The sequence below is a fragment of the Opitutaceae bacterium genome (genome assembly GCA_015075305.1).
Lineage (GTDB): Bacteria > Verrucomicrobiota > Verrucomicrobiia > Opitutales > Opitutaceae > UBA6669.
The window spans coordinates 309,183-334,662 of the sequence record JABTUS010000003.1; the positions used below are offsets into that span (position 1 = coordinate 309,183).

The 25,480-nt window shown below is 59.1% G+C and carries 16 protein-coding genes; 11 read left to right on the forward strand and 5 right to left on the reverse strand.

Annotated features, from left to right (window positions below):
• Positions 1-34 precede the first annotated feature (34 nt).
• Positions 35-1,066 (reverse strand): LacI family DNA-binding transcriptional regulator, encoded by a 1,032-nt coding sequence (locus HS122_08235; protein MBE7538384.1) that lies wholly within the window; start codon positions 1,064-1,066, stop codon positions 35-37.
• A gap of 321 nt (positions 1,067-1,387) precedes the next feature.
• Here HS122_08235 and HS122_08240 point away from each other — a divergent pair, with 321 nt between their 5' ends.
• The 9 genes from HS122_08240 (at position 1,388) to HS122_08280 (ending at position 17,759) form a co-directional block, all read left to right on the forward strand.
• On the forward strand, positions 1,388-2,509 hold the full coding sequence (locus tag HS122_08240) for a Gfo/Idh/MocA family oxidoreductase (protein ID MBE7538385.1): 1,122 nt from the start codon (positions 1,388-1,390) through the stop codon (positions 2,507-2,509).
• A gap of 16 nt (positions 2,510-2,525) precedes the next feature.
• On the forward strand, positions 2,526-4,058 hold the full coding sequence (locus tag HS122_08245; GenBank protein MBE7538386.1) for a sulfatase-like hydrolase/transferase: 1,533 nt from the start codon (positions 2,526-2,528) through the stop codon (positions 4,056-4,058).
• A 30-nt stretch (positions 4,059-4,088) separates the two neighbouring features.
• A complete protein-coding gene (locus HS122_08250; GenBank protein ID MBE7538387.1) occupies positions 4,089-5,528 on the forward strand; it encodes an MFS transporter in 1,440 nt (479 codons plus the stop codon).
• A gap of 134 nt (positions 5,529-5,662) precedes the next feature.
• Positions 5,663-8,473: a TonB-dependent receptor gene (locus HS122_08255; protein ID MBE7538388.1), complete on the forward strand. Its 2,811-nt coding sequence runs from the start codon at positions 5,663-5,665 to the stop codon at positions 8,471-8,473.
• A 34-nt stretch (positions 8,474-8,507) separates the two neighbouring features.
• A complete protein-coding gene (locus HS122_08260; GenBank protein MBE7538389.1) occupies positions 8,508-9,962 on the forward strand; it encodes a sulfatase in 1,455 nt (484 codons plus the stop codon).
• Between the two features lie 54 nt (positions 9,963-10,016).
• A complete protein-coding gene (locus HS122_08265) occupies positions 10,017-11,795 on the forward strand; it encodes a hypothetical protein (protein ID MBE7538390.1) in 1,779 nt (592 codons plus the stop codon).
• A gap of 191 nt (positions 11,796-11,986) precedes the next feature.
• The gene (locus HS122_08270; GenBank protein ID MBE7538391.1) at positions 11,987-12,727 is read left to right on the forward strand and encodes a DUF1080 domain-containing protein; all 741 of its coding nucleotides are present in this window, start codon (positions 11,987-11,989) and stop codon (positions 12,725-12,727) included.
• Positions 12,728-12,914: 187 nt separating this feature from the next.
• Positions 12,915-14,480, forward strand: coding sequence for an arylsulfatase (locus HS122_08275; GenBank protein ID MBE7538392.1), 1,566 nt, complete (start codon positions 12,915-12,917; stop codon positions 14,478-14,480).
• A 324-nt stretch (positions 14,481-14,804) separates the two neighbouring features.
• A complete protein-coding gene (locus HS122_08280; GenBank protein MBE7538393.1) occupies positions 14,805-17,759 on the forward strand; it encodes a TonB-dependent receptor in 2,955 nt (984 codons plus the stop codon).
• A gap of 404 nt (positions 17,760-18,163) precedes the next feature.
• Here HS122_08280 and HS122_08285 read toward each other — a convergent pair whose 3' ends face one another.
• The 4 genes from HS122_08285 to HS122_08300 form a co-directional block, all read right to left on the reverse strand.
• Positions 18,164-19,525, reverse strand: a complete 1,362-nt coding sequence (locus HS122_08285; protein ID MBE7538394.1) for a Gfo/Idh/MocA family oxidoreductase — start codon at positions 19,523-19,525, stop codon at positions 18,164-18,166.
• A gap of 71 nt (positions 19,526-19,596) precedes the next feature.
• Complete coding sequence (locus tag HS122_08290) at positions 19,597-20,475, reverse strand: DUF1080 domain-containing protein (GenBank protein MBE7538395.1); 879 nt, start codon at positions 20,473-20,475, stop codon at positions 19,597-19,599.
• Between the two features lie 24 nt (positions 20,476-20,499).
• Positions 20,500-21,837: an MFS transporter gene (locus tag HS122_08295; GenBank protein MBE7538396.1), complete on the reverse strand. Its 1,338-nt coding sequence runs from the start codon at positions 21,835-21,837 to the stop codon at positions 20,500-20,502.
• A gap of 25 nt (positions 21,838-21,862) precedes the next feature.
• The gene (locus tag HS122_08300) at positions 21,863-22,912 is read right to left on the reverse strand and encodes a Gfo/Idh/MocA family oxidoreductase (protein ID MBE7538397.1); all 1,050 of its coding nucleotides are present in this window, start codon (positions 22,910-22,912) and stop codon (positions 21,863-21,865) included.
• Between the two features lie 133 nt (positions 22,913-23,045).
• On the opposite strand from HS122_08300, the gene HS122_08305 reads away from it, so the two are divergent.
• Together HS122_08305 and HS122_08310 are read left to right on the forward strand one after the other, a co-directional pair.
• Positions 23,046-23,285: a hypothetical protein gene (locus HS122_08305; GenBank protein ID MBE7538398.1), complete on the forward strand. Its 240-nt coding sequence runs from the start codon at positions 23,046-23,048 to the stop codon at positions 23,283-23,285.
• Positions 23,200-24,510, forward strand: a complete 1,311-nt coding sequence (locus HS122_08310; protein MBE7538399.1) for an ROK family transcriptional regulator — start codon at positions 23,200-23,202, stop codon at positions 24,508-24,510. The genes HS122_08305 and HS122_08310 overlap by 86 nt, the downstream gene beginning before the upstream one ends.
• The last annotated feature ends 970 nt before the right edge of the window (positions 24,511-25,480 follow it).

The following is a 25,480-nucleotide window of genomic DNA, read 5'->3' on the forward strand; positions in this document are numbered from 1 at the left end:
ACGAACAACAATCAAGGTTTGGCATCATCCCTGGTCAGTGCGACTTCCTCGCGCGTGCGGTTGAGCCCCGCACGATGAGCCGTCCGGGGACCGTCACATTCAGGAGGCGTCGCGGAAGCGACTCACCAGGCTTCGCGGCAATCATCCTAAACAGCAGATTGACACTTTCCCTGGCCATCACGCTTCTGTCGTTTTCGATGGTCGTAAGTGGCGGGGTCAGCATGCGTCCCTGGGCACTGTCCCCCATGCCGATGATGGAGATGTCTCTTGGCACCTGAAGGCCGCTGGCGCGAATCTCTTCGATCGCACCTATGGCGATCTGGTCCGTCGCCGCAAAGACCGCCGTGGGGCGCGGACGCAGCTTCAAAAGCTCCCTCATTGCGCCGGCACCGGACTGCATGCTCCAGTCCGTCACGCGGACCAGCGTCGAATCGACGTTCAGGCCCGATTGCGCGAGGCCGCGGCAGTATCCAGCGTACCTGCCTCCCCGGCCAAGTGTTGGCGCGGGCCCGGCGAGGTGGGCTATGCGCCTGTGGCCGAGGTGCGCAAGGTGGAGCACCGCTTCCGCGGCCACCTTCTCGTCGTCTCCGTAGAGGTGGGGCACTGCAACACCGGGAGAGAACTCCGAGGCGATCACGAATGGTATCTTGTCCCGACGAAGCGCCAGGTAGTGCATTTCGTTCGCCGTGTAGTCCACGGGTGAAACAATTACACCGGCCACGCGCATGGCGACGGCCATCTGGAGGCACTCCTCCTCGACGGCGGGATTGTCGTGGGTGTTGAAAACCAGGGTAGCATAACCGCGCGCGCGGAGCAGATCCGCGGTGATTGCAACCCGGTGTGACACCGGATCGATCGTCAGGTCGCTGACCACGACAGCCATCATGCGGGCGCGACCGGTGAACACCGCCTCCACAAGACGGTTTGGGCGGTAGCTGTGCGCCGATGCAAGAGCCTTGATCTGCGCGCGAGTTTCAGAGTGCACCCTGGGATCGTCGCGCAATCCGCGGGAGACGGTTGTCGCGGAGACTCCGCAGAGCTTTGCGAGTTGACGGAGCGAAATCATGCAATGGCTGGCTGGACTCGTTTCATCCAAGAATCCTCAGACAGGAGCGTGAGTTGAGCAGGTTTCGGAACGCAATCCATCCCTAACACAGGATCGCGCCGAAAATTTGGTTTTGACAGAAAAAATGCGACGTGTTGCATTCCAGTAAATCCAAACCCTGTGGAATTCCCCGAAGGACATGAAAATTGGGTTGTTATCTCCTGGTCCCGAACGCTGCTGGAGGGCTCGAGGAACGCAACACCCGCAGGCAGGGGCCGGAAATGTCTCTGCGCCGATCGGATCCCAGCTTGACCGAGGCGGGTTGCAAACACACGTGAACGCATGACTGCTGATCCCATACGATGTGCCATAGTGGGCCTTGGGCAGGGCCTGGAGAACGCCTACGTGGCGATGAACCACCCGCGCTTCGACCTTCGCGTCGTCTGCGATCTGAATCGCGAACCCTACCGGTGGATGATCGGTGAGACCCGCATGGAGGACTCCGGGCATGAATATGCGACCCATTCGCGCGTGGTCGATTTTGTGAAGCTGCTGAGGGAGCATCCGAGGGTTCGGCAGGTGGATTACACCGCGGATTTCCCAGGACTGCTCCGGCGGAAGGACGTCGAGGCTGTTCTCCTCGTGGTTCCTGGAAATCTCCATGAATCGTTCACGCGCGAGGCGCTTGCGGCGGGAAAATTCGTCCTCTGCACGAAGCCGATGGCGGACACGCTCGCATCGGCCCGTCGAATGCTTGAAATGGCTGAGTTGCATCCGGGACGCTACATGTGCGGTTTTCCCTTTCCATTCAGCGCCTGGGCGCGCAGCGCGCTCGAGGTCATTTCCAGTGGTGAGATTGGAGCGCCGCGTTTGATTCGTTTCGACTACCATCGCAAACCCTTCCGGCCGCATTTTCGCTTCAAGCCGCCCGCTGGCGGAACCGTGGTTGAGGAAGGCTGCCACTGGCTGGACCTGTTCTACCAGTTTGCCGGCCAGCCGGGATGGCGCCGCGTCACCGGCCTGAGTGGTTTGAATGTGAATGGAGCCATCCAAAACATCGAGGACAACGGAGCCTTGGTCATTGACTACGAGAATGGCGTGCGAGCGACCCATGCGTTTTCATACTTTGAGCCGCAGGGTCATCGCCATCGCTTGGAGATTTCAGGCGATCGAGGCTCGATTGAATGGAGAGACGGGGACATGCACGTCACCTCCGATCTCGGCCATCGCGCCATTCCCATGGCCTTGACGCCGACACTTCCGAAGCTCAATCACCCGGGTTACTATGAGATGCACGATGCCTTCGCCGCCATGGTGCGTGAAGGGCGCCGGCCCTTGAGTCATGCGCGCGCCGCCTACGAGAACATGCTCACAGCCTGTGCGGCGCAGCAGGCCATCGAAACCGGGGAGACCGTTCATCGAGCGGCGTTTGAGGCGGCGCACGTCGGGCAGATGGGAGACTGACCACCATTGGAGCGAAATGCCGGCTCAACCGCTCAATGTACTGCACCTGATTGCCGACCAGCATCACGCCGGTCTCATGGGATGCGCCGGGCATCGGCAGGCCAACACCCCGCACTTGGATCGGCTGGCTCGTGAAGGGGTTCGATTTACTGCGGCCTATTGCCAGAATCCAATCTGCTCGCCAAGCCGCCTCTCCATTCTCAGCGGGCAATATTGCAGCAATCACGGATACTATGGCCTTTGCGGGCCGGCGCCGACTCAGCTTCCGAGCGTATTCGGCCATTTCCGCGCCCATGGCTACCGGACTGCTGCGATTGGAAAGCTCCATCTTCCTCATGCACCGCGCAATTGGGCGGCGCATGATCTCGATCTGTTCGCGGATGTCTATGAGACCATCGAAGGTGAGATGGGCCGTTCAGAGTTTTTCGATGGACTCGCGCGCGATGGCCTGCGGGAGCTCGAGGACAGCTGGTTCATGCCGGATGGACATGGCGGCATCTACATTCCCTGGGACGCACGCCCGTCCCGGCTGCCGTATGAGCGCAATGTCGAAAGCTGGTGCGTGGATCAGGCGAACACATTCATCGATACCTGCCGGGCCTCGCATGAGCCGTTCTTCATGCAGGTCGCCTTTGCACGACCGCATCACACGATCGCACCGGACCAGCGTTTCTGGAATCTCTATCCCGAGGATCTCGATCTGCCCCCAACGATCGATCAGGATCCGTCCCACCGACCGCCGCATTTCCAGGCAGCGTGGAAGGAGTTCAGGGAAACGCACTGGCATTTCGGCCCGCCGTTCGATTTTCGATCCGGCGCGCGCCGACAATGGCGTGGCACGCTTGCCTGCATTTCGCAGGTCGATGATGCGGTCGGCCGCATCATCGCGCATCTGGACGTCTCCGGCCAGCTCGAGAATACGATCATCATCTACGGATCCGACCATGGCTGTTACCACGGCATTCATGGCATTGTGGAAAAGGCGCCAGGGATCTGTTCCGACGCGGTGTGCCGCGTCCCGTTTGTCTGGCGCGTGCCCGGTGTCGCATCCCGCGTCTCCGACGCACTGGTCGAGAACATCGATATCGCGCCTACGGTTTCAGCGCTCTGCGGCCTGCCGGCGATGGAAACGGTCTGCGGCCAGGATCTTTCCGCCCTGCTCTCCGGTCGTGTTGAATCCGTTCGCGAGATGGCGGTGACGGAAAACGTCTGGAGCAAGGCGGTTCGCTGGGGTCGATGGCGTTTCGTCCATTATCAGCCTGAGATGTTCCCCGGACAGGATATCGGTGAGCTCTATGATCTGGAGGGCGACTCGGACGAAACGTGCAATCTCTACGCAGACCCCGCGCATCAGGACACCGTGCACACCCTGCGCCGTCTGCTCTGCGAATGGCTGATCAGGGTGCAGCGCCCCGCAACCGTGCTGCCCCGGATGCCCGTGCAGCCGATGCTGGGCCGAAGAAATTACACGATCGCCGGGGATGGCCGCGAACCGAGATCGCTGGGAGCGAATGCGCGTCATGCCGCCCGAAAGCTCAATTACCTTTGAAGCACTTTGACTTCAGATCCGCCTTCCACCATGGAAACGAGATCACGCGGCATGTCTCAGGGAGACGACGACACTTCGGCGGCCCCGGTGTCTCGGACAACGGCATCCGCACTCTCAACCCGAACCTGTCTCGGCTATGGGATCGGCGGCGTCCTTGACCAGTGGGGCAACTATGGCATCAAGGGCACGGCGAACCAGATGCTCAATCTGATCGCGGGCATGAATCCCGCGGTTGTCAGTGTGGTTTTTGCACTGGCACGAGTCTATGATGCGGTCGTTGATCCCTATGTCGGGTATCTCTCTGATCGCAGCCAGTCACGCTGGGGTCGTCGCCGGCCCTTTGTGCTCACCGGTGGGCTCGCCTGCGCCATGGTGTTTCCGTTCCTTTGGTGGATGCCTGAAGCGCTGGGGAAAACCGGGCAGGTGGTGTGGATCGCGATCGTCGTGATGCTGTTCTACACGGCGTTCGCGGCCTATTCGGTGCCGTTTCGCGCAATGGGTTATGAAATCGCCGCGCGATCGCAGGACAAGACCCGGCTCATTGGGTACAGGCAGATGTTCGCTGTCGTGTCGGTATTGATGATGTGGTGGGTGTTCCCGCTCGCTCAGACAGGCTGGCTCGGTACACCCCGCGAAAGCGTGCCTTGGATTGCCCTGTCCGTTGCCCTGATCCTGGCGACCGCCTGCCTCGGTCCCGCGTTTTTCACAAACGAGGATCACCGCTTGGAGCAGGCAAAAAGCGCAGGCAGGACGAGCCTGCTGGCCAGCGCAGCGGCGTCGTTCGCGAATCCGCAGTGTCTTCGCATTGTGCTGTCTGCGGGTGTGTCCGGCATTGGATACACGCTGGCCGCCGCCATGTCGTCATATATCACGATCTACTACACATGCAGTGGTGATGCGAGGCGTGCGGCTCCCTACATCGCCGGCTATGGCGCGGTCGCCACACTCATGGCGTTGATCAGCCCGCAGGCAGTGACAGCGATGGCGCGCGGCCTGGGCAAGGTCCCGCTCCTGCGCCTCTGTCTCTGGGTGAACCTTGGCGGCAGTGTGATGAAATGGTACCTGTTCAACGATGTCCGGCCCTGGCTGCAGGTTCTCACGCCTTTGGTGACGATGCCGTCAGCGGTTGGGATTACAATGATGCAGGAGTCCCTGCTCGGCGACGTTGCGGACTGCGAACGCCATGCCACGGGACGGAGACTGGAGGGCGCATTCGCCGCCAGTTACGGCTGGATGACCAAGGCCTGCTCCTCCCTGGCGTTCGGCCTCTCCGGTTTCGCCATAGTCTGGACCGGCTTTGACGTGGCGTTTGGTGCGAACCAACCTCCCTCCACCATGTTCTGGATGCGGGTTTGTTTTGTCGTGTTCCCCGCGGCGGGCGTCTTGGTGGCGTATCTGCTGGTAAGGCGGCTTCCAATCACCTCCGGGCTGATGGACCGAATCAACCGCGAACTGGCTGGGCACCACTGACTCCCATGCATCTGGAATGGGTAGCGCACATTGGGATTGACAATCAAATGTTACATGTCGCATTTTACGCCGGCGCGCGTGATTTAATCATTGTTGTTCCTCGTGAAAACTGAAGGTGCGTTCTCTCTGACCCCATGAAAACAAAACAAACCGCCTGGTGTCTCGTCATGGCATTTGTCGCCGTTCCGCTGGCTTCCGTCCGGACGTTCGCGGCATCCGAGACCTCCACTTCCACGGAAGAACCGGAGGTCATACTTTCACCCTTCTCCGTGCAGTCGACCCGCGACTACGGCTACATTTCAACCAACAGTCAGTCCGGAGGACGACTTTCCACGAAGCTCAGGAACACTCCGGTGTCCATTTCCGTGCTCAACAGCGAACTGCTTTCCGACCTCGGGGCGTTCGACCTTCAGGATGCGCTGAAATGGGCCCCGAACTCGTATGCCGCAACCGAAAGCGATGTAAACCCCGAGGGAGGCGGGCAGGTGACAAACGGATTTTCCGAAACCGGATTTGGAGGGACGAGCGTGCGGGTGCGCGGGATCCGGCAGGCCACCCTTGCACGCAACTACTTCTACTCGGTGATCACCTCGGACACCTACAACACGGAGCGCCTCGATGTTTCCCGGGGACCCAATGCACTCGTCTTTGGCGATGCGTCCCTCGGAGGCATCGTCAATGTCTCGACGAAACGCGCCCAGGACTGGGATTTTTCACGCGCGCAGCTCCAGATGTCCAGCTACGGCGGGCAGGGCCGCCTCGTACTTGATGTGAACCGCGCCGTCAGCCAGTCCCTTGCGGTTCGCATCACCGCACTCCGCCAGCGGCTCGACGGATGGCGCGACTATCTTACGAATGATCGCGACGGCCTCTATGGCACCATGACATGGAGGCCGTCTGCGAACACGCAGATTCGCATCGAGGGTGAATGGGGGCGGCGCGACGCGCTCAATCCCACCGTTTTTGTGAAGGAGAACGCCTCGGCATGGAATCACACAGCCACCCAGGACACAGTGGGGCAGAAGATCGTGCCAGGCACGGGTCTGGTCGCCGCAACCGGGGTTCAACTCGATCTCTCACATTTGAGCCTTGGGGTGACGCCATTGACCGGGCTCGCGCTCACGGACTCAACCTATGCCTCCCCGATCACACCGTTCCTTTCGAGTTTCTACACGACGCTGGCTCCGGCGCCGGTCGACGAGCCGGCAAAGCTCGATGGGAAGCCGACGGCCTTCGTCACGCCGCGGTTCAGCTACGCCGTGCGTAACATAGGCACGCGCCTGCGCGATCAGTTCAGCGCGGTGAGCGCCTATCTCGAGCAGCAGGTCGGGGACAGCCTCTTTTTCGAAGTCGCGGGCAGCGTGCAGCACGACAAGGCCGATGTTTTCCTTCCCTTCACGAACCGGTTGTTCTTTGACGTGAACCGGGTGCTTCCGACGGGCGTGACCCTGAACGGCAGCAACCTGAACCCCGATTTTCTGACTCCGTTCACTCTCGAGCAGGTTCGTGATCAGGCCAACCTTGGCCGCAGCGTCGAAGCGCGCGCTTCAGGGGTGTATGAATGGAAAAGTCCCTGGTTCCGACAGCAGATTGGCCTGATGGGAAGCTTTCGCCGCACCGACAGCGACGTGCGCTATTTCAAGCTTGTCCGCACAAACGGCACAAACCCTGATCTCACGGACATCTCCAACACGGTGTCGGTCAAGGCACCCCTGACGCAACGAAGCCTGAGCTGGCTGGATTTTGAACCCGGCCGCTCCTACACTTTCAATGGGTCGGATTTGGCGTTTGAGAACTACGCCTATCCGGGTCAGGCGCTGCCACGGGCCAATGATTCGGAGGTCGACTCGATTCAGATTTCAGCGGCGGGCGACTGGCTGCCCAGCAGCCGCATTCACTCGATCGCCGGAGTGCGCCGCGACTACTACACCGGGCGCCGGTATCAAACCGCGCAGATTGATCCTGTTTCAAAACGCGTGCTTTCGATCAGCCGCACCTCGCGTTCGCGCGAGACACTGACATCACCCTCGGTTGGAGCGGTCTTTGACGTGCTGCGCAATGTCGGCCTCTATGCCAACTCGAGCAAGACGTTCGCCGTCAACAGCGGCGCCGCACCCACCTTCACCGGTGAGCCGATTCCAACACGGATAGGAAGCGGCATCGATGCCGGATTGAAGTTTTCCCTCATGGAGGGTCGGATCAGTGGATCAGTCGCATACTACAAGACGAAGGAGATCAACAACGTCGTCACGAGCCCGATCGGGAACATCAACAGGATTCTCAGTACAATCTATCCGGTCAACCCGCCGCAATTCGGAAGCACCGCGGACTCCCAGACCGCAACCGCGACCGGCCTGGAGATGGAGGTTCTGGCCAATCTCACGCGCAACTGGACGCTCCTGGTCAACGCGGGCCGCCCCAAGTCTGAACTGCGCAATGGCGTGCCATACACCAGGAAATACGTCGCGGACAATCGTGCTGATTGGATTGCAAAGGCGGCCGCCATAGGCGGCAAGGCGCCCGCCACAGTCGCCACAAGCCTGGTGGCGCAGGACAACTTCATCGCCGGCTTTCGCGATGGCGCCCAGGTATCGAGCGTTCGGGACTACACCGCGAACGTCTTCACGCGATATCGTTTTTCAACCGGCCCCGCCAAGGGTGCCTTTGTGGGAATCGGCGCAAACTTCTACGGGCAGAGCTACCTCGGCTACAATAATGTGCTTCAGCGCGATGTATTTGGCGGCGCGTTCCACCTGTATAGCGCGCTTGCCGGGTATTCGAGGAAGTTTCATGGCGTAGACACGACGCTTCAGGTCAACGTGAGCAACCTCCTGAACGACTCGAATTTCTCCGCTGTTGGCGGCTTTCTGGCCAACGGGATGCCCAACAGTTTTCGTGTATCGGCCCCGCGCGAGCTTCGGGCGTCCGCAACAATAAAGTTCTGAGGCTCAAGCTCCCAGTGGCCGCGACACCCGTGACATGAAATCATCACCCTGGCACCAGCTTTGCTCAGTCTGCGCATGGATCGCCTTCGGGTCCCTCATGGGCCCGCCGGCGGGGGCCGCATCTGGCGCACCTCCGATGAATGTGCTCTTCATCGTTTCGGATGACATGAACAACGAGCTTGGCACCTACGGCTGCACGGCCGCGCACACTCCAAACCTGGACAAGCTTGCCGCCACGGGAATTCGATTCGATCGGGCCTACTGCCAGTTTCCGCTGTGCAGTCCGTCGCGATCCTCCTTTCTCAGCGGCCGATGGCCGGCGACAACGGGTGTGCTCGACCTCAAGATTCGCGCAGACGTGGTGCTCGCACCGTTCAAGCTGCTGCCCGCCTTTTTCAAGGAGAACGGCTATGTCACGGCCCGTGTGGGCAAGATCATGCACAACGGGATGGAAATCGCGTCGGAATGGGATCGTGCGGCGGAATGCCTGAGCAATGACCCCACGGAAAACGAATTTCAGCGTCGCGCCGCGAGTCAGCGCCTCAGGGAAGCGCATGGTGAAAAACTCAATCCAGAAAAGGAAAACTATCTGATGTGGGGCCGGAGCATGGGCCGGGAGGAGGATTTCGGTGACTGGCGCAAAGCTCAGCTCGCCTCCACCTGGCTTGAGGAACTTTCCCGGGATTCCCGTCCCTTCTTTTTGGCCGTCGGCTTCATGAAGCCGCACCACCCGTACGTCGCCCCTTCGAAGTACTTCGATCTGTGCCCGCCTGATGGCATTGTCTTTCCGACCGAGCCGGCTGGCCATCTCGATGGAGTGCCGAAGCCGGCAATCCATCCCGAACCGGGATCAGCTGGCATGACAGTCGAACACCGCCGCGAGATTGTATCGGCGTACTTTGCATGCATTGCGTTCGTCGACGCGCAGGTGGGCAGGCTTCTGGCCACGCTGGACAGGCTGCATCTTGCGGAAAACACCGTTGTCGTGTTCATCAGCGATCATGGCTACCAGCTTGGTGAGCACCAGACCCCGGAAGGCTCGCTGTGGCACAAGATGTCCCTCTGGAACGAGGCCGCGCGCGTCCCCATGATACTGCGCGTTCCGGGCCGGAAGGGCAATGGAAGCGCCTGCGGGCGAACGGTGGAGCTCATGGACATTTATCCGACACTGGCTGCCCTCGCGGGACTCACGCCACCCGAGCATCTGGACGGCCACAGTCTCGTGCCGCTCCTGGACAATCCCTCCGCGTCGTGGAGATATCCGGCGTTCACATTCCTGAACGACGGCCCTGCGCGCGTTGGCGCCGCGGTTACCACTGAACGCTTTCGTTTCATTGAGTGGACAGGCACCGAACCGGGAATCCAGCTCTATGACACGCAAGCCGATCCGCATGAATACCACAACCTGGCGGCCGATCCTGCGTTTGGAATGCGGGTCGCTGACATGCGAAAATTGCTCCATTCGGTTCCCGCTCCGACCGTGAGATAGGCGGCCATGCTCGGACTTGCATTGGGAACAGTATTACCTCCCCGCAAAGTGAAGATGCCTCCACGACCCGTTTGTTTCGCCTGGGTATCGGTGTTCATCCTTGGCCTGCCGGCCGCGGATGGCAGCGACGCGGTTCGTCAGCCCAGATCCGACATTGGTTTTTGGATCGGCACCGACGCGAACCAGGTGTTGAGCCGCCAGGCGCTTGAGTTCATTGCGCCCCACGCCACTGTGTTCATTCTGCGCGGCCAAGAATTTGGTCCGACACCCGCCGACGACTATGCTTCCATCATGCGCCGCATGAAGGAAGTGAAGCCTGATGTGTCCAGACTGGTGTACGCGTCCGCGAATGCGCTTCTGACGACGACGCATCGAATCGAGGGCAGCGTGCTGCACGGATACGAAAATCTTGGACCTCTCCTGCTGCACACATCGCAAGGCGCCATCTTTCGCCGTGGGGCCACGCTCTACGGTGATCCGACCCAATCCGGCTACCGGGAATGGATTTCGGAGCGTTTGCTCGAGGCGGTTGATCGCTTTGGTGTCGACGGTGTCGCACTCGATCTTGCGCATCGGGCGCCGCATTTCCTTGGAGAGAGGTATCGGCAGGATTTTCCCGCAGCCTATGCCGACTATGGCAGGGGGATGGATCTCACCTTCACCGAAATCAAAAGGGTGCTGAATCGCCGGCGTTTGGTCTACAACGGGCTATGGACGTCAGTTAGGAACCTCGCCGTCGCTGACCAGCGCAAACTGCTCGCCTTTGCCGATTGCGCGGCGGTGGAATATTTTGGGCTGGACCCTCTCCGGCAGAAGGAAACCGGATCGACGTTTGCCAATGACATCCTCCCCTACCTGGAGATCATACGCGACACGCCTGAGAAACAATTCCTTCTTTTCGCGCGTGGACCCTGGGCCTATTCGGACTATGCGCAGGACTACCGGTGGCAGCGTTACCTCTATGCGTGCCACCTGCTGGTGGCGGGACCCAATGTATCGTTCAAGTACCTCTCGTCTTTCCAGACCCCGAGCCATTCCGGGCGGACCGGAGGACTGGCAGTGTTTGCGGACAGTGACTTGGACATGGGGTCGCCGGGTGCCCCCTTTGAACGGGCCGGTGCTTTGTACCTGCGGAGGTTCTCCCGAGGGCTGGTGCTTGTGGCTCCCCACGATGGTCCGGGAGGCGCCTTTGCATTGCCAAGGCTCATGTACGATCCGGAGGGAAAGAGTCATGCGGGAAGCCTGACGGTTCATTCGGGAGAGGGCATGCTGCTCTTGTTTGAGCCGGCGCCCCCACCGGCGCCTGTGCGGCAGGACTTCGAGCATGCATCGGATGGCATCCAGGAACTCAAATGGGCGGAGATCCGACGCGACCCGGATGGAAATCGGTTTCTCGCGCTCGAACCCACTCCGCCCAAACGCACGTATGAACATGATTTGATTCTGGATTGGGTGCGGACTCCGAATCCAGCTTCGCGTTTGCGCCTTCGTGTGCGGACAACGGATGAACACGCGCACCTGCTTCTGGCAGCGGAAATCGACGATCCGAGGAAAGCGCATGTGACAGCGTCGATCGAATTTGGCGGATCTGCGAAACAGGCGGCTGGTCCGCAGATGAAGCCCTCGCTTTTCTTTCGAATCGAACTCCCCGGAGGAGAGAACGAGGGCGCGACGTCGCCTTTGCTCCTTGCGCCGGGGGAGCTGCGGCCGGATGGGAAATGGCATGATGTGACGATTGAGTTTCCACGGAATCCGCAGGACTATTTGTTTCGTCGCTGGGATTTCCTGCGACCCATTGGGCGCATCGACATTGATGACATTCGAATTGAATGATGGTCCGGCTCAGGATCGCCTTGAACTCAGAAGAGCCGATCGTTTTTCCGATTTAAGATCAACGAGTTGTTCATTCATCAGCGAAGATCAATGCGTCTTCCCAGCCTCTTTTCATGATACCGTTCACCTGTGAAGTGGTTCAGATCCCTGCCCGTTGTCGGAATGTTCTCTTCAGATTCCGCATTGTGACCATGGGAGCATTTTCCGTGGCTGCGGCATTGGCGCAATCGGCGACTCCCGAAGGCGCGCCCAAGGCAGATGCTGCATCCAAGGGAGAGGTATGGGCTCCGGTGCCTCCCATCGTAGCCGTTTCGCCAGTGGTGCCGCCCTCGGATGCCATTGTCCTGTTTTCCGGTGACGACCTTCATGAATGGGCGTCCATCAAGAATCCCGGAATGCCAGCCCCTTGGCTGGTCAAAGACCGGACACTGGTCATTCAGCCGAAGAGTGGATCGATAGTGACCAGGCAGTCCTTCGGGGATCTTCAGCTCCATCTGGAGTTCCGGATCCCGCTGATGCCTGACAAGGCCGGGCAGAGTCGCGGAAACAGCGGGATCTTTTTCATGAACCTTTACGAACTCCAGATATTGGATTCGTGCGACAACCCCACCTACGTGAATGGACAGTGCGGTGCCTTCTACAAACAGAGCGCCCCGCTGGTAAATCCGACGCGTGCGCCCGGGGAGTGGCAATCCTATGATGTCATCTGGATTCGCCCTCGATTCTCCAAGAACGGTGAACTCATTGCACCGGCTCGCGGAACCGTCCTCCTCAATGGAGTCCTGGTTCAAAACAACTTTGAACTGTGGGGGCCAACACTTAACAGGGGTCGGCCCGCCTACAAGGCGCATGCGGCTGAATTGCCGATCGCCTTGCAGGATCACAACTGTCCGGTGGCATTCAGAAATATCTGGGTTCGGCGGCTAGAGTAGCCCGACTTTGCCAGCTGCCGGAAAAGACGCATGCAGGCTGTGTGGGATTGCCTCGAATTGGCAGACACAGACAAGAGCGTTTGCGCGAGGCTGAAGAATCGCTCCTACAGGCGTTGCTTTGCTTTGCAAAATACAATTTGGGGAGCATGATCGGGCCTCAATACTGCTTCCGAACTCCGGCATTGGAATGAGAGTATTTCTTCTGTTCGTTCTGTTCATCACTTCACTTGAAGCAGCTCGAATCTCCGATGTTTCGGAGCCCAATGTCGTTGTCATTCTCTGCGATGATCTTGGCTATGGCGACGTGTCAGCCAACAATTCCGGAAGCAGGATCCAGACGCCAAACATGGATCGTATTGCATCGGAGGGGGTGCGGTTTCGCGATGCACACGCTTCCTCCTCCGTGTGCTCACCCTCGCGTTACGCCCTGCTTACCGGGCGTTACAACTGGCGAAGCCGGTTGCAGCATGATGTGCTGGGGGGGCTTTCCCCCTATCTGATTGAGCCGGGACGGGAGACCATCGCGTCGCTCCTGAAAGCGAAAGGGTATCACACCGCCTGCGTGGGAAAATGGCATCTGGGCTTGGACTGGGTGAAAGTCCCCGGCAAGCAGGTGACGGAACTGATGATCGAGACTCCCGATCAAGTTTACAACGTGGACTACTCGAAGCCGTTTGCGAGGGGTCCGTTGACGGCGGGATTCGACTGGTACTTTGGCATCTCCGGATCACTCGACATGGTGCCGTACACATTTCTTGAGAACGACCGGGTTACCGTATTGCCGGTCCCCAGTAATCGCACGTTTCCGCTGCATCCGGGTGTCTTCAAGCCGACCACGAGAAAGGGGCCGGTCGCGCCCGGGTTCGAGGCCGAGCATGTGCTGCCCGAGCTGACCCGCCAGGCGGTACGCTACATCGAGGATCGCTCTCGCTCAAACCAGCCGTTCTTCCTCTATCTTCCGTTTGCGTCACCCCACACACCCATCGCACCGACGAAGGAATGGATCGGCAAGAGTGGTCTGAACCTGTATGCGGACTTTGTCCTGGAGACCGACTGGGCGGTTGGCGAGGTATTGGCCGCCCTGGACCGCACGGGCAATGCGTCGAATACGATGGTCATTTTCACCAGCGACAACGGCTGCTCACCGCTTGCCGACATCAACACCCTTGCCGACAAGGGTCATGCCGTCAGCGGACCACTTCGTGGCGACAAGGCGGACATCTTCGATGGTGGTCATCGTATCCCATTCTTTGTGCGCTGGCCTGCGAAAGTAAGACCGGCTGTCAGCGACCAACTCCTCTGCTTGACGGATGTTTTTGCAACCTGCGCTGAAATCGTTGGAGCGCCCGTTGCCCCGAATGCCGGTGAAGACAGCTTCAGCTTTCTATCGGTCCTGCTTGGCAAGGGGGCATCCGCGCGTGATGTGATCGTACATCATTCGATCAACGGAGTTTTTGCAATACGAGAGGGCGTGTGGAAACTTGCGCTGTGTCCGGGAAGCGGCGGGTGGTCGGCGCCGCGTGATGTTGAGGCACTCAAGAAAGGGCTTCCGGAAACGCAGCTCTACAAGATCGGCGGCGATGACATTGCCGAAGCGAATAATGTCTATCGCGAACATCCGGAGCTGGTGAGGAAAATGGAGCGCCAGTTGCAGGGGATTGTGGACAACGGACGCAGCACCCCGGGCCCTCGGCAGGCGAACGCGGTGTCTGTTGTCCTGCGAAAGCAAGCGGCTCTGACACTGAAGGAGTGAATTGAAGGTTCTGGGAGTCCAATACTGAACCAGACATCCAGTCAGTGCAGTGTCACGGCCACCGCGGGTACCGGATGCCGGCTCGGCAGTTGGAGTCAGCGAATCATCTTGTTCCGGCGTCCGCTCACTGCTGGAAAGACAGGCCATCCCCAATGGCACCCTACACTCCAGCAAGTCAGCGCCGGGGCGATGGCCTTTGGAGTGTCAAAATCACTTGACTGCGAGACTTAGTCCCTGTTTTTTGGAAAGACAAAAAACGGCCATTCATTCATGACTGGCGACGCTTCTCGTGAGAGTGATTTCTTGCGAAGAAGGAATTTCCCCATGCATGCTCCAAATACCCATACTCCATCCGACCGCTGCATCTTTCTCCACGGTGTCTATCACCTGCTGACCATTGGATGCGGGCTCCATCTGACACTCGGCATGTTGTCCGCACAGGCGACATCTGGTTCCGTCTCAGCCGGTGACGACGCGACGGTCTACAAGCTGAGCCCGTTTGAGGTCAGTACGGATCAGGATGTCGGATACATCGCGGGCAGCAGCCTCTCCGGCAGTCGCCTGAACACCAACTTGAGGGATACCGCCGCCCAGGTGGCGGTCTTCACCCCGGAGTTCATCCGGGACCTGGGTGCCAACAGCCTCGAGGAGGTGATGCAGTATTCGGCGAATTTCCAGACCGACACGGACGACGCGACGCCGACGATGGATGCGGCCATTTTTTCCGGAGTGGACAAGGGAACCATGGGGGCGCGTTTCCGGATCCGAAACATATCCGGATCGCGTGCCATGGATTTCTTCGAATCCAGGATCGCGGACGACAACTACAATGTCGCCCGTTTCGAGGCTGTCAGCGGTCCCAACTCGATCCTCTTCGGCTTCGGCGCGGCCGGTGGCGTCGTCAATACGACCTCCAAGCAGGCATTGACGGGGCGCAGCGAGCTCACCTATCGGCTGCAGGTCGGAACCTGGAATCGCCTGCGCAACGAACTCGATATTAATCAGGTTTTGCTCAAGGACAAGCTGGCGGTGCGGCTCATGGGAGTCGATGAGTCGGTGGATTCCTGGCGTCGCTTTCAAAATCAAAAACAACGGCGCGGTACCGTCGCAGCGACCTACCGTCCATTTGAAAACACGACGTTCCGTGTGATGCATGAAGACGGCGAAACGGAGCGCCAGCTCGGAGCGCCCGCGTTCAACGCCATGGATGAATATTCGCTTTGGGTATCGGCCGGGTCGGTCGTCAAGAATGGCTTCACGGCGGCCACAGATCGCCCTCTCGGCATCAACAACGTGGCCGCGACGCACCATACGTTCGTCGAGAACACGGGAACGTATTTCGACGCGAAAAACACCCTGATCAGCACTTTCGAGAACCTGGCAATACCGGCAGCCCAGCGTGCGGGTGAGACGATGGCGCCGAAGGATTTCTTTCCCTACAACATCAGCCAGACGGGTCCGGGTGCCGTTGGTGAACAGGATCTTCGACAGACACGGGTTTTCTGGGAGCAGCGGATCGGCAACGATCTGTCGATCGAGGCCGCGTACAATAAGATGTGGAACGATGATGCCGGCTTCATACCACTCAGCCGCACCAACGTGATGGCAGATCCCAATTTGAGCGTTCCGGTAAACGGAGGGGGCGCTGCGGCCAATCGTTATGCCGGCGCGTTTTACATGGAGCGGCCTTGGCTGAAGGACACGATCTTCTACGATACCGAGTCCTGGCGGGTTACGGCCTCCTACAATCTGGATTTGGGCAAATGGTTTGGAAATCATCGCCTAGCCGGGATGTGGCAGTCGGACAGCACGCTGGTGCAGCGCCGGATAAACGCCGAAGTCCTGGTCGATCGAAACGGGGTTCCGATCAGCAACCCGAATCCCGATGCGGCGGCGAATCTGCTCTATCGCCGAAATTACCTCAGTCTTGGCCAGTTTGACACCTACTATCCGGGTCGAGCGGACAATCCGTTCACCGCAACGATCGGCGGACGGGAGTATGTGTCGCGCTTCGTCACGCGGAATCAAAACGGTCAGAATCGAAGCCAGCGGGATACCGACACCTGGATGCTCGCTGCGCAAAGCTATTTCTGGAACGATAGGGTGTCCGTCCTGTTTGGCTATCGGCGCGACGATCTGACCAGCACGCGGTACATTGCCCAGCGTGTGCGGGCTGGTGACGCGCGAATTGCGTCAGGTGAACGTCTCCTCAACGAATGGGATTTCAGCACCGACGTGACGGAGCAGCAGCGGTTGAAGCCGATCACCCGCAGTCTGGGTGTTGTCTTCCATGCAACCAGCCAGATTTCCGTCTCCTACAATGAATCGAGCAACATGGGTCAGCCGGAGTTTTTGAATGTCATTTTGATCCCGGACGGCCTCACACCACCGAACACGAGAGGGAGGGGACGTGACTACGGAGTGAGATTTCAGCTTGGAAACCGCGCGTATCTACGAGTCAATCGCTACGAGACCCATTCTTCGGACCAGACCTTGCCCGGTGGCGGTGGCATTGAAGCGGGCTCAACCCGGATTCTCGATGCGATGCTGCAGCGGCAGGTGATCAGCCAAGCTGAATACGATGCACATCTCGTTACAGGGAACGCCGGATTGGCCGATTCGGAATCCGAAGGCATCGAGGTCTCGCTGACCGCGAATCCGACAGATCACTGGAGCCTGCAGTTGAACTATTCCTACACGGATCAGGCGATCGACAATTACTTCACCGCCGCGGAGGCGGGGATGCGGGTTGAGGAAGCATTCTGGCGCAGCAAGATCCAAGCTGCCAACTTGGCTCCGGCGCAGATCTCCACGAGCGCCTTTTCCGGGAGCCAGGGCTCGATCGAGGACGAAATCCAGGTGCTGTTCCGTGACATGGAGTTGAATCGGGCCGCCAATGAGCTTGGCTTTGGGAAGCGACCGCACAAGGCGAACCTGTTTTCTCGTTATACCTTCGCTTCCGGTCGCCTGAAGGGTTTTCTGGTTGGCGGCGGGCTTCGCTATCAAAGCAAGAGCTTCAATCAGCGAAATCAGTCCACCGGAACCGATTATTGGGGTGACCCGATTTTCCAAGTCGATTTGCTGCTCGGTTATCGGACACGCATCAGGGATTTCTGGCGTGGTCGAAGCCTCGGCCTGTCCATCCAACTTAACATCAATAATGTCCTGGACGATGACAAAGCCCTGCCGGCCCGCTACAACAATTTTTATACAGCGCTTCGCAGGGTATATTTTCAGGAGCCTCGGACCATCCGTCTGACCACCACGGTTTCATTTTAGCCGCCGATCTGCCAATCACTTTGGTCGCATGCACCGGCCTTGGTGGAGAAGCGTGATAGGTTTCCTCCCTCGGGGATTCAGACAATACTGCAGGACCGTGAATAGGGTCCGGGATATTACGCTAGCTTTTCGGTATCGCCACCAGCCGATCGGCGATAGGCTCCAAAGCAGCCGCGCCCTCGGACTCAATCCAAACCATGGGGTGGCAGCCATTGGCGTGACCGAGCGAGGATCCGCGTGCAGGAAATGCGGGGAGCATTGCGACCCACGCTTGACGATCAGAATGTCATGGCAAGCCCGAGGCATACAATTTCCAGGATCAGCCCAGGTCATCGACGACACAGCGAACGGAATCGCCCTTTGCGTGCGTTCTTCGAGGATTGCTCGATCGTTGCGAGGGACTATTACACTCCCCATCCCGGACGGTAGGTGTAGCCGGGACCGATGAACTGATTGGCATCATCGTTGTTGGTGAATTTCATCGCCTGGGCATCCCAGCGCAGCCGAGCCCTGGCACGGACTGCCGCGACTCCCAGAAGTGCGGTTTCCGCCAGCGGCGCCGCATAGTCGAAATCCGAGCCGCATCGCCCGCCGGTCCGGATCGCGTTCACCCATTCCTTGTGCGGATTGCCCGCCGGGATGCGTGGAATGGTCTTGGGAGGAAGCGTGGGTGCCATCGCCTGCATCCATGGCTCGGGGACGAGTCGTGCGCTGGCACTGTGCGACGCCACCCTTAGGATGCCGTTGTCTCCATAGAACACGCTGCCGCCGGATGTTCCGAAGCGAAAGCCGGTGGTGGGTTCGGAGGGGAACATGCCGCCGTCAAACCACTTGAGCTCGACGGCCGCGCGCTTGCCCCGGGCCGGAAACCGATAGGTGAGCGTGTTGACCTGGGGAAAGGTGAAGGCTTTCGCCTGCGTGCTCTGCGCCTCGACACTTTCCGGCGAATCGAGATCGAGTGCGTAGAATGCGGCGTCGAACTGGTGACACGCCCAATCGCCGAGCGCTCCACAGCCATAGTCGGTATGGCCGCGCCAGTAGCGGTGGCTGCGTCGCTTCAGGTAGGCACGCTCCGGTGCGACGCCAAGCCAGAGGTCGTATCGCAGGGATGGAGGAGGCGTCTCAGCTTCGGCGGCGTCGTTGAGGTAGGGCTCATGGGAATAGATTTCGCTCGGCCAGTTCGTGTAGGCGTGGACAGCCCGAACCGTGCCGAGCAGACCCGCCTGCACCCATTCACGCGCCAGCCGAATGCCATCGGCCGCACGTCCCTGGTTGCCCATCTGCGTAATGACTCCGGCTGCCTTCGCCGCCTGGTGCAGTGCGCGAACCTCGGTGACGCAGCGGCACAGCGGCTTTTCAATGAAGACATGCTTCCTGCGTCGAATCGCCTCCATGCCGATCGGAAAGTGCATGTGATCCGGCACGACAATCAGGACCGCGTCGATCTGGTCTGCCATCTGATCGAACATCTCCCGGTAGTCGTGGAACCATTTTGCGTCGGGAAAGCGTCCAAGTATGCCCTTGGTTCGCACATCGGCCTCGACGTCATGGCGCGCTCGCTCGATGTCGACATCGCAGAAGGCGACGAACTGCTCGCTGCGCAGCGAGTCCAAGGCCGCTTTTGCGCGCCCGCTGACCCCGATCAACGCGAGTTGGAGCCGACTGTTCAGTGGGGCGCCTGGGTTGGCAGCAAACGCTCCCGGCAGCACAAGCAGTGAACCGGTGACAGCGCTGCTCCAGACAAAATCTCTACGGCTGATAGGCATGTGATGACGGGCATGTTCAAGTTTGACATTCGAAAGAGTGATCTTCGCTTCGCCATGTGCCCATGCTTTTGTCACTGGCGGGGGGAAGCGATGGAAGGGAAATCGGAGCGGTCACGAATTGGTCGCACCTGGATCGCGCGGACGAAGAGCTCCGCGCCCTCGGATTGGATCTGGATCCTGCCAGCCTCAGCCCGCACCCACGCGTCACCCACGCGCTTTTTCAGTTGTTGAAGATGCATGACGATCGTTCCGTTGACCAGATGCCAGCTCTCGTCTCCCAGGCAGACGAGTTCGATGACGTTCCATGAACCGATCGGATGCTCGAGGCCGTCTGTTCCGCGTCTGCATCGCCGCGGAGAACCGGGCTGGCTGAACGACTGGAGTCCGGCGGCGTCATCGAAGATCCAGTCGCCCGACGGAAGCCGGCGTGCCGGGATCATCGCAGCCGTGTTGATCGCCCAGAAATCTCCCATGTCGTTTTCCTGAATCTGATATTCAAAGGATGGCATCCAAACCTTTCCCAGGCTTCCACCCCAGGTTCCGTGCGAATGATACAGAAGCCCTCCGTCACGAGGACGGTCACTTCGCGGCGCCCAGCGCAACTCCCCCCAGCGCATCTCCATGCGAAGATGGTAGTTGGTGAACGAGTCCAGCGTCGCGAGGCCACCGAAAATCTGCCCGCTGATGCGGATCGCCGGCTTGCCGTCCTTGCTTACGACGCTGAACACGCCGGTCGGATCACGGCCGATGCCCACCGGCCCGGCATGGGCACCCTGAGCACCGCGGACCTCTCCGGGATATTTGACGGATGGGTGTGGGGTTGCCAGATAGGTTTCCCATCCTGAAAGATCCCTGCCGTTGAACAGCGTTCGCCAAGCCGTCGATTCAGCGCGCAAGCTGATGACGAGAGTTGATGCAAGAAGGAGCAGGAGGAGTTTTGGAGGTTTCATAGGAGGGCCATCTTTTCAAATCAGCTAGTCCTGAACGAGATCCATCCTCTTTGTTTCCGGAAGGAAAACCAGCACGACTGCGCCGAGCAAAAAGAAGCAACCGAGAGCCGAAACGGCAACAGGCAGCGGGAATGTCGACTTCGCCCATGCCGAGATCCAGATGAGAACCGGTGCCGCGAGAATCCTGCCCGTGTTGAAGCAGAAACCCGCTCCGGTTGCTCGAAGATGGGTCGGAAACAGTTCCGGAAAATAAACGGCGTAACCCGCGTGAATGCCGAGCCCGAAGAACCCGAGGGCGGGCAGCAATGCGAGCAGCAAACCGTAACTCTCATAGAGATACGGTACCCAGCATACCGCAAGTGTCATGATGAAGGCGGCGAGATGCATGAGCAGGAACGCACCGCGTCTGCCGATGCGCGCGCAGAGAGGCCCCATGGCCAGCATTCCGATGGCGGCCCCGCCGGTTTCAATGAAACCGAAGGCGATCTTGGCGTGACTGGACGCCTTGGCAGCAGGTTCACCAAGGCGAAGCAGCAGGTCCTCAGCAATGTTCTGGCCGGCGACGACGACGCCCCAGAACGTCGCCAGGCCGACCATCGCAAGCAGTGCGCCGAAAATGGCGCGCATCCGCCAGCGTCCACCGAGCAGCTCGCGATAGCTGCCCATGTGCCTGGCCTTCTTCTCCTTGGCCTCTTGCCACACCTCGGGTTCCTTGATGTGCGTGCGGACCCAGAGCACGAGCAGCGCAGGGATGATGCCCACGAGGTAGGCGGCCCTCCAGTGTGAACCGACAGCGAGGCCGGCTGCCGCGGCGAGCCAGATTCCGGCGACACTCGAGGCGTGGAAAATCCCGCCGGCCTGGGCACGGGCCCGCTTTGAGAACACCTCGGCAACCAGCGCCGCACCAACGGCCCATTCTCCACCGACACCCATGGCGACCGTGAATCGGAGGACGCCGACGTGCCACAGATCCGTTGCGAACGCCGTCAGGGCCGAGAAGACGCTGTAGCACAGGATCGTCACGGCCATGACCGGACGCCGTCCGAAGCGATCCGCGAGGGAACTGAAGATCCATCCGCCGAGTGTGCCGCCAATCAGGAAGATGCCGAGGAAACGTTCGCCCCAGATGCTTGTCTGCGTGGCGATTTCCGCGGGGGTGATGCCGGGATTGGCCGTTCGCAGCAGGTCGGGCAGCATGTCGCCCCGCGTGATATTGTAGAGCTGGCCCTCAAAAGCGTCGAAAATCCAGCCGAGCGACGTGACCATGAGGACAACCCACTGGAATCGCGAGACTCCCGTGTACCATGGTTTTTCCGCCTCGGAAGGCACTGAAGGCGAGGGCGTCTGCGAGTCGTTGTCCATTGCGGGAGCTCGCTTGCCTCGGCGGTTATGCCTGCAGCTGATCGGTGATCATGATCGGACGTCGCTCTCGAATCGACTGTTCCGCCAACAAGCACAGACCGACTGACCAGAGACCGTCCCTCCCTGTCGCAGTTGGTGCGGCCTCGCCTCGCACCATTTTCATGCATTGTTCGATCTCCGTTCGCAACTCATGCACCTCGCCGCTTGGCTTTGTCAACGGGATGTCGGTCAAGACGGACCCATCAAAGACGCGAAGCGTGCATTCGGCTTTTGAGGCGCGATCCAGCGCTCCACTCCAGGACGCCGTGACGGCGCCCCGGGTTCCGGAGATCTTGACCGTTTGATGATGCTCAAACGCGGCGAGAGTTTGTGATACAAGCGCATAGGCACCGTTCGGATAACGGAACATCGCCGAGAAATTGTCATACAGGTCGGCGCGAGACCTATCCCTCGAATTTCCGTAGGCGTAGAGTTCGATCGGATTGCCGGCCGGTTCGAGGTACCAGCGGGCGAGGTCGAAAAAATGAATCGGCTCCTCCAACACCCAGCTTCCGACCCGCGAACGGTCATAGCGCCAACCCCCGGCGCCCTGCCGGTAGGGCTTTCTGAGAAGCTCGACGAGCACGTACTGGGGGTCGCCGATTGTACCGGCGGCCAGGATGCGTTTGATCTCGCCCCATTGGGAGGAGAGTCGGAATTCATGTCCAACCGCCAGTTGCACGCGCTTTTTCTCCGCGAGGTGAATCAAGGTCCGGCAGTCCTCGATTTTCAGGGCCATTGGCTTCTCGAGCAGCAGGTGGCAACCTGAATTCAGGACGTCGGATGCGATCTCCAGATGCGTGTGGCTGGGTGTGACGACGTCCACAATATCCAGAGATTCGGCATCCAGCATCTGGCGGTGGTCCGAATAAATCTTTGCGTCAGGATGCGCTTGACGCGCGGCGTCGCGCGATGCCTGGGACCGTGCGGTGATGGCTGCCAGCCTGGCGCAGGGGGTCGAGGCAATAGCCTGCGCATGGTGCTGGCCCCACGCGCCGAACCCAACAAGACCAAATCGGATTTCTGATCGAGACATAGGCTAGGAAGACAACTCAAGTTCGGGGTGTTTCTCCACGATTCCCGTGGCACTGGATCGAAACAACTGCATCAGAGAGAAAACGGCGGGATTTCCGTAAGCGCACAGGCGCGGTTTGCGACAGGGGTTCAGGATGAAATCAATTGTTTTTTCGAAAGTGGAAATAAATTTATCAAGATACAAGCTTATTCTTCCTGTTTTCCGCTTGATGCGTTTGGGTTCGCGCGTCTCGCAGGTGTCCGCACAATTGGATCCGAATGGGGCAGTGGCGCGTCAAGCAGGCGCGTTTGTTTCTGGGCTTGCGCTTGATCCGAAAGGAAACCGAATCTCCTCAAATTATCGCGATGAGACTGAATGCCGTACAGAGGTCTGAATTGGAATCGGGCATCCTTAAGTGCGTGCGATCCGGAAATGGGATTTCCCGGGTTCAAGTCGCCCGAGTCCTTGGTCTTGCGCCATCCACGATCGGCACATATGTAGACCGATTGATCGAGGATGGATTCGTTTTGGAGGTCGTGCCCGCTGAAAGAACCGGAGGGCGTCCGCCAAGAATCCTGCAGACGAATCCCAATGGAGGGCAGTTCATTGGGGTGGATTTTGAGGCAAGCCATATCATGGCGACAGCAGTCGACTTCGCTGATCGGCCGCTGCGAAGTGATCGGATGCTCATTGAGAAAGGCGACACCGTTGAGAAGATCATAGCCAAAATAGAGCAAATCATTGAACAGGTGCTCCCTTCCGATCCCGCGGCGCTTTTGGCGATCGGTGTTGGGGTCCCCGGTATCGTCAACGCCGCCGAAGGCATTGCCGTTCAGTATAACTATATTCCAAACTGGCAAAATGTACCGCTAGCCGCTCGTCTCTCAACGCGTTTTCGAGTTCCTGTCTACCTTGAAAACAACGCTCGATCCATGGCTCTTGCCGAGTTGTGGTTCGGTCAGGGTCGCAGCGTTCAGAATTTCATCTGCATTGGCGTTCGGAGCGGCATTGGCGTTGGAATTGTGCTTGACGGACAGCTGCGCAGGGGCGGTCAGGGCGCGTCAGGGGAGCTAGGGAGGTGGCGCTGCCCGGAGGTCAGGGGACGCATGGCGTCATATATTCTGGGAGGACAGAATACCAAGAACAGTTCGACCCTTGAACTGCAGGATGTTGCGTCAGTCAGGGCGATTCCGCTCGCCTTGGGGCGTGCATTGCAGGCGGGAGAGCAGTCCGTACTCAAACCAAGACCGCAGGTGATAACCATTCATGATGTTGTCCAGGCCATACAACAGGGCGATAGGATGACCATTGCCGTTGTCGAAGAGACGGCGCGGGTTCTTGGTGAAGCCGTGGCTGATCTGTCTTTTGCCCTCAATCCTTCAAAGATTATTTTGTCGGGACTGGTGACACTTCTCGGGGATGTGTTTTGCAAGCGTGTGAACGAGACCGTAAACTCCAAGCTCGCTCCGTTAGGTCTGTCAACCGAGGTGGTCAATTCCACCATGGGTGAATTCTGCGGAGCCTTGGGTGCTGCGGCGCTGGCATTGCATGAATGGACTCCGGCAATGTCTCCCCAAAGCGCGCGCCGCAGGGGCAAAGGGCACAAGAGGATGCCATGAGCATATTGGCTGGGAAAGTGGGTGTCTCCCACTGTTGATGGCGGAGAGTCACTGCATCCGCGAACGGGCATAGACATAGGGCCCCGAAGAGATCACGTCGGATCCCGAATTTCAAAGTCAGGCCAATCCGCTTCCTGGAATGAAATCTGATCCAGGTGCAGAGGATTCGATAATCCGAAACCAAGTAAATTGTCATTCAAAAAAATAATTGAAGTGTGCGTGAATTGCTGCATGCTTGAGGGAGCTTGATGTCTTCGCATTCCAGCATGAAACGTTCGACAGGCAAAATTTTGGTTTCGCGTTCATTGGAAGGGCTCCAGGGACCGGAAGATTCATCCCGTCACGCATCGGATTCGACACATGGGCCGGCGTGCTCCTGCAATGCGAAATCTTGATGAACAGCGATGAAGGCCGAAGCGTGGTCCCCGTAACACACCCTGCCAGTGCATCACTGAAATGCATAAGGTGATTCCCTATTGTGGATGGCAAAACAACCTGCTGTTGCAGAATGGCTTTGTTGAGCTGGTGGCAACGTTGGACGTCGGCCCACGCATTCTATCTTTTGCATTTCCGGGAGGGTGCAATCCATTGAACATCTTTTCAGATCAGGCAGGTGGAGTTCTAGAGAGCCAGTGGAAAAATCGTGGTGGGCACCGCCTTTGGGTGGCTCCTGAGAATTCTGAGATTACCTACGCGCCGGACAATTCGCCTGTTTCCTGGAAGGAATCCAAGGATGGATTGGGGATCCGACTGATTCCGCCTGTTGAGGAGCCTTCAGGACTGCAAAAGGAGATTGAGATCCGCTTGGATGCGACGAGGCCTGCTGCGACGATCGTACATCGTCTTACACGTACTGCGGACTCGCCGACAACGGTTGCCCCGTGGGCGCTCAGCGTTCTGGCCGCCGGTGGCACCGCAATAATTCCTCAGCCAGCCCTCGGTCGACACCCGCGTGATCTCCTTCCAAATC